Annotated in this window: 4 protein-coding genes; all 4 read right to left on the reverse strand. The window is 66.2% G+C overall.

Translation table 11 applies throughout. The annotated features are described in order from the left end of the window. Positions 1-1,991: hypothetical protein (locus ABYB95_RS17050; protein WP_372659752.1), on the reverse strand; the 1,991-nt coding region annotated here is incomplete at its 3' end. After that, positions 1,988-2,734: a toll/interleukin-1 receptor domain-containing protein gene (locus tag ABYB95_RS17055; protein ID WP_372659753.1), complete on the reverse strand. Its 747-nt coding sequence runs from the start codon at positions 2,732-2,734 to the stop codon at positions 1,988-1,990. The genes ABYB95_RS17050 and ABYB95_RS17055, both read right to left, overlap by 4 nt. A gap of 34 nt (positions 2,735-2,768) precedes the next feature. Then, the gene (locus ABYB95_RS17060) at positions 2,769-3,794 is read right to left on the reverse strand and encodes a M12 family metallopeptidase (protein ID WP_372659754.1); all 1,026 of its coding nucleotides are present in this window, start codon (positions 3,792-3,794) and stop codon (positions 2,769-2,771) included. A gap of 106 nt (positions 3,795-3,900) precedes the next feature. Next, positions 3,901-4,817: hypothetical protein (locus ABYB95_RS17065; RefSeq protein WP_372659755.1), on the reverse strand; the 917-nt coding region annotated here is incomplete at its 5' end.

Raw genomic sequence — 4,817 nt, forward strand, 5'->3', positions numbered from 1 at the left:
CAGCGCGGTGCGGCTTCTGCGGTGGGCATGACGGTGCTGACCATCTGGCCGGTGCCAGCGGCGAGGTGGATCATGAACAAGGCCACCCGCTGCAGCACCGGCGGCTTCCAGAGCAATTGCTGTTTTGGAAAGTCGTCCACCAGGCCGTTCATGTAGTGGGTGGCCAGGTCGGCGATGGTGTCGTTCGGGTAACTGGACAAGTCGGCGAACAGCACCGGCGTGGCCGAGTTGGCCAGCGCCATGCGCACGGGCAGGGTGACCAGAAACGGCCCGGGCGAACTGGTGAGGCGGTGGTGCACTTCTTTGCGGGTCAACAAACCGTTCTGCGCGCGCATTTTGAGTTGCTGCCCCAGGTCTGAGGCATAGGCCACATCGCTGGCTTTGTGGGCCCGCTCGGAGCCGGGTTTCACCGGTACGCAAAACACATTGACTTGGGCCGTCTGATCGCGGGCCACCAGGCGGGCCTCGGGCAGCTTCTGCAGTGAACCCAACAGTTGCAGAAAGCGGCCGCGCACCGCCGGCGTTTCCAGGTCGCTGGCGCTGCGCAACAGCACATAGGTGTAGGCGCCGAAGTCGCTGGCTTCACCGTCGAAAGCGCTGAACAGTTCGTAGGCGTGGCTGCGGATGGAGCCGCCGAGTTCCTGGGCGTTCGCGCCCATGGCGGGCGGGGCGTTGATCCGCCCGTCGAGAATGGGCGCCGCCATCTGCTGCCGCGGTGCTGTATGACCATAGGCCAGCAGATACGCCGTCTCCCACTCCTTCTGGGCCTGGGCATGGGCCGCATCGACCTCGGTTTGCAATTGGGCCGCAGCTTGCTCGATGGCCTGACCGACTGCTGTGGCTTCTGCCACGGCGGCGGCCCATGCGGCACCCACGGCGCTGATTTGTTGGGTGGTGGTCTGGCGGCGGCTGTCCAAGGTCTGGAGCACGTCTTGCATCGCAGCCGGGGCTTGCTGCCATTGGGCCAGCGCTTCTTGCGCCTGGTTGCGGGATTCGATGGTGCGCAGTGCCAGTTCGCGCCGCTCCGAAGCGAAGTCGGCACAAGCGGTGTGTGCGCAGTCGGCGCTGGCCGATGCGGTGGCCAGGTCGATATAGGTCGCGGCATCCTGCAAGCGGGTCAGTTCGGTGAGCAGTCGGGCCGGGTTTTCGCGGTAGGGGATGAGCGGTGGGAGCGCGCTGGCCGGTGTTTGCCGATTGTCTGGCCAGCCCAGATCCACCAGTGCCCGTTGCAGCCGTTGATCGTGCGTGCCCGCGCCCGGGGGCAAGGCCATAGACTGCTGGGGCCAGGTTGGGTCTTTCGGCACCGCCAGCGCCGCGCGGGTGTTGGCGGCCCATTGCGCTTCCAGCGCCTGGCGTTGCGGCGCCAAACGCCCGGCCCATTGAACAAAGGCCTGCGCCGTGGTGTGCACACCGGCGGTGCTTTGGTTGGCCCGCCAGACGCCGCTGGCGCAACGGCTGCCCTGTCGGGACATGGTTTGTTGCTGGCGCTCCAGGTTTTGTTCGGCTGCGCGGCGTTCTTGAAAGCCTTGGTCGGCGGCTTGTGCGGCGCTCGCCAGTCCGCTCGCCTGGGCCTGCGCGACCGTCCGCACCGCCTCGTGTGATCGTGCGCTGGCCTGCTCCAACTGGACGGCGGCTGCACGGGTGGCATCGACGTGTTGCAACAGCGGCGGGAGGCAATCGCGGGCTTCGTCGATGTCCTGGCGCGCCGCCAGATCGTACCGCTGGTGCGCCTGCCAGGCGCCATCGATCTTCTCGCCGGTTTGTTGGAGTTGCTGCGCGCTTTTCAGGGTGTTGCGCGTCTGGCGCTGCAGTGTGCGCCATTGCGCCAAAGCCAGTTCGGCGGCCCGCGCCTGGTCGACCAACGCCGGATCGGGGTGCGCCGGGGCGGCCATGGCGGTGCCACCCACCGTCCAGAGCGCCACAGCCAGACCGACCAGAGCGGCGCGCAGCCGCAAGCGGACCATGGTTTGAGGACGGGCTTCGCTCTTCACGAAGGGCTCCTGTGCGCCCATCGGGCACCGGATCGGCGCTGCCACAATCGCAACAGGGCTTCCAGCGCCAGCGTGATGATGAGGCCCCACACCAGGGCCACCATGATTGCCGCGCCGGGGCTGTTGGCGGCCCAGTTGGGCAGGGCTTTGCCGAGCAGGAACTGCAGGATCAGGGCCGACCCGATCAGCAGCGCAGCGAAGCGCACGATGCGCCAGAACACGTGGCCGGCCACGCTGGATGCCACTTCGAGCGACGGCGGCCAAGGCGGTTCTTCGTCCAGGGCTTGCGGCGGCGAGGTGGCCGCCTCCAGGGGTGGCATGTCGGGTTCGTGGTCGGGCTTGGCACGCCCTTCGGCCACGCCTTGCAACAGGCGTTGCTGGGCTTGCGCCCGGTCTTTGAGCCCCACCAGATCCACGTAAACGATTTGTGCCAGCAAACCACCTGGCTGGCATTCGCGCACCCGCACCGGCAACAAGCGGTGCGATTCGCCGCTCGGGTCTTGTGCGAAGGCGGCGGCCCATTCGGGCGCGACGAACTGGGATTTCAGGGCGTCGGGCGAGAGCACGAGGATGGTGCGCCGTGCGCTCTCGATGGCCCGCTGCATGTCCAGCACATAGTTGCCGCCCTCGCGAAAGTCCCAGGCCTGGATCACCACCTTGTAGCCCGCGGCCTCCAACTGCCACGCGATCCATTCGGCCCAGCCCTTGTCGGCGCGGTTGTAGCTGACGAAAAAATCTTTCATCGGTCAACCGTACCGCTGTTTGGCCTGTTGCGCATCAGGGGCGCCTCACTTTGACGCTGTAGTTGCCGGTGCCATTGGCGCGGTTGTAGTGGCGCACCTGCACGTAGTACAGGCCTTGAATCAGGTCGGCGCGGATCAGTGCGTTGGTGCCGTATCCGCTGTCGTCGTCTTCGGCGATCACCTGGGTGGGGCTGTTCGGGCCGAAAAGCTTCATCACCACGTCGGTCGATCCGCGCGTGTCGATGATGTGGGCGCCACCGGTGATCACCTGGAACTTGAACAGGTCCTCTTCCCCGGCCTGGCCAATGCTGGCACTGGTGCGGCGTGACGGATTCACTTGGATCTGTTGCGCCTCCACCAAGGTGGGCGCGGTCTTGGGGTAGGCGCGTGCGCCCGCGATGAAGGCCTTGTCCATGGCGGACAAACGGTTGTTGGCGTGTGTGCCCACGCCGCTCTTGACCCAGTTGCCCGGGAAGAAGTACAGCATGATGGAATCCGGGTCGAAGCTGGTGCCGTTGATTTGGTCGGCGCGGTACTTGTCGATCACGTTGTGCCGTATCGTGGCTTCGGTCCAGTTGTTGGGCGGCCCCGAGAGCGACTGGATCACGGTCGCCTCGTTCCACTCGATACCACCGGCGGGGTTCTGGTGTTCGTGCGCCAGACCGATGGCGTGGCCGAATTCGTGGGCCACGGTGCCACCGTCCATGAAGCCCAGGTTCATGGTGGGCTGGTCAACGGGTATGCGCCGGTTGTCGGTGCCGATGTACGACCACGCCCCCGCCGTGGGGTTGAAGGCGATGCGGATCTCGGCATCGGGCGCGTCGTTGAATTCGAAGCGCAGATTGGCGTGCTCGGTCCACCAGCCTGCCTGTTCCTTGACCTGGGCGTGTTGTGCGGCAGTGCCCCCGATGAAGCGCACGCGCAAGGTGCTGCCGTTCATCCAGAGTTTGCCAATGGGCATGACGGCGCGCGTGCGGCCACCGCTGCGCACGGTGGGTTGAAAACGCATCGCGTCTTCTGGCAGGGCGCGTTGCACGCAGACATGTGGGTAGGTGGCCATGGTGATCTCCTGAGGTGGGTGCGGACCGAGGGGTTGTGTGGATGGGGGGAAAGAAACTTGGGTTTCGCAGGCCCCGCACCCGAGGCGCGAGGGCCAGGCTGGCGGCTCAGGGTGCGCGGACCATGCGCACGGGCAAATGGTTCTGGTCGCCATTGCTCCAGAGCTGGCCATGTATTTCGCGGCCATCGGGGCTGACGTTGAGTGTGAAGCTGCCGGTGTCCAGCGGGCCCACGCCCTCGGTGCTGAAGACTTCAAAGCGCAGATTCAAGCTGTTCAGAAAGCGTTCGCCCTGCGCCACATACACCACCTGGTTGATGACCACGCCTTGTGAGCTGAGCAGCCGCTGGGCGAAGGCGTGCCATTCCGGGTACCACGCGACGGGGATCGGATCGCTGCGCAACTCGGCTTCTTGGTCGCGCACCAGCAAACGCACACCGGTGCGCCGGTTCTGGCTGTCGATGGACCACCAGGCGCCCGACAGCTCCGCCGTCATCGCCGCCTGTGTGGCGGGGTGGGTTTCGGCGGGCTGCACGTGGGTGGTGGGTGTCGTTTCGGTTGCGGCCATCGGGCGTTCGGTGGGCACACCGTTTTCTTCCATGTCCAGACTGGCCAATATGACCAGCAGCACCAGGCCGCTGCCCAGGTACACAGGCCACCGGCGTTTGGGCGGGGCGGGCTGGTCCCGGTGGTCGTTCGGGGGCATCGTTTCCTGGACCCGCTCCACGCCTTGCGCCTCTAGGTCGTCTACCAGCTTTTTCAGGTCGTTGGCCCAGTCCTCGGTGCGCAGCTTGAGCGCATGGGGTTCCGCGAGAAAACGCAGCGCCTCGGGCAAGCTCTCGGCGTTCGGCGCCTGCATGCCTTCGGTGAGCAGGGGAATGATCAAGGCACCGCGTTGCTGTGCGGTGAGCAGTTCCCCGCGGATCGGGTCGTCCGCCTGGTCGATGCGGCGCGCACCCGAGGCCAGCCGGGCACCCAGCAGATCGGGTGTCATGAGCAGCAGCACGACCGGCCGTGCACCCAGCG

Source organism: Hydrogenophaga sp. (assembly GCF_041633695.1).
GTDB lineage: Bacteria > Pseudomonadota > Gammaproteobacteria > Burkholderiales > Burkholderiaceae_C > Hydrogenophaga.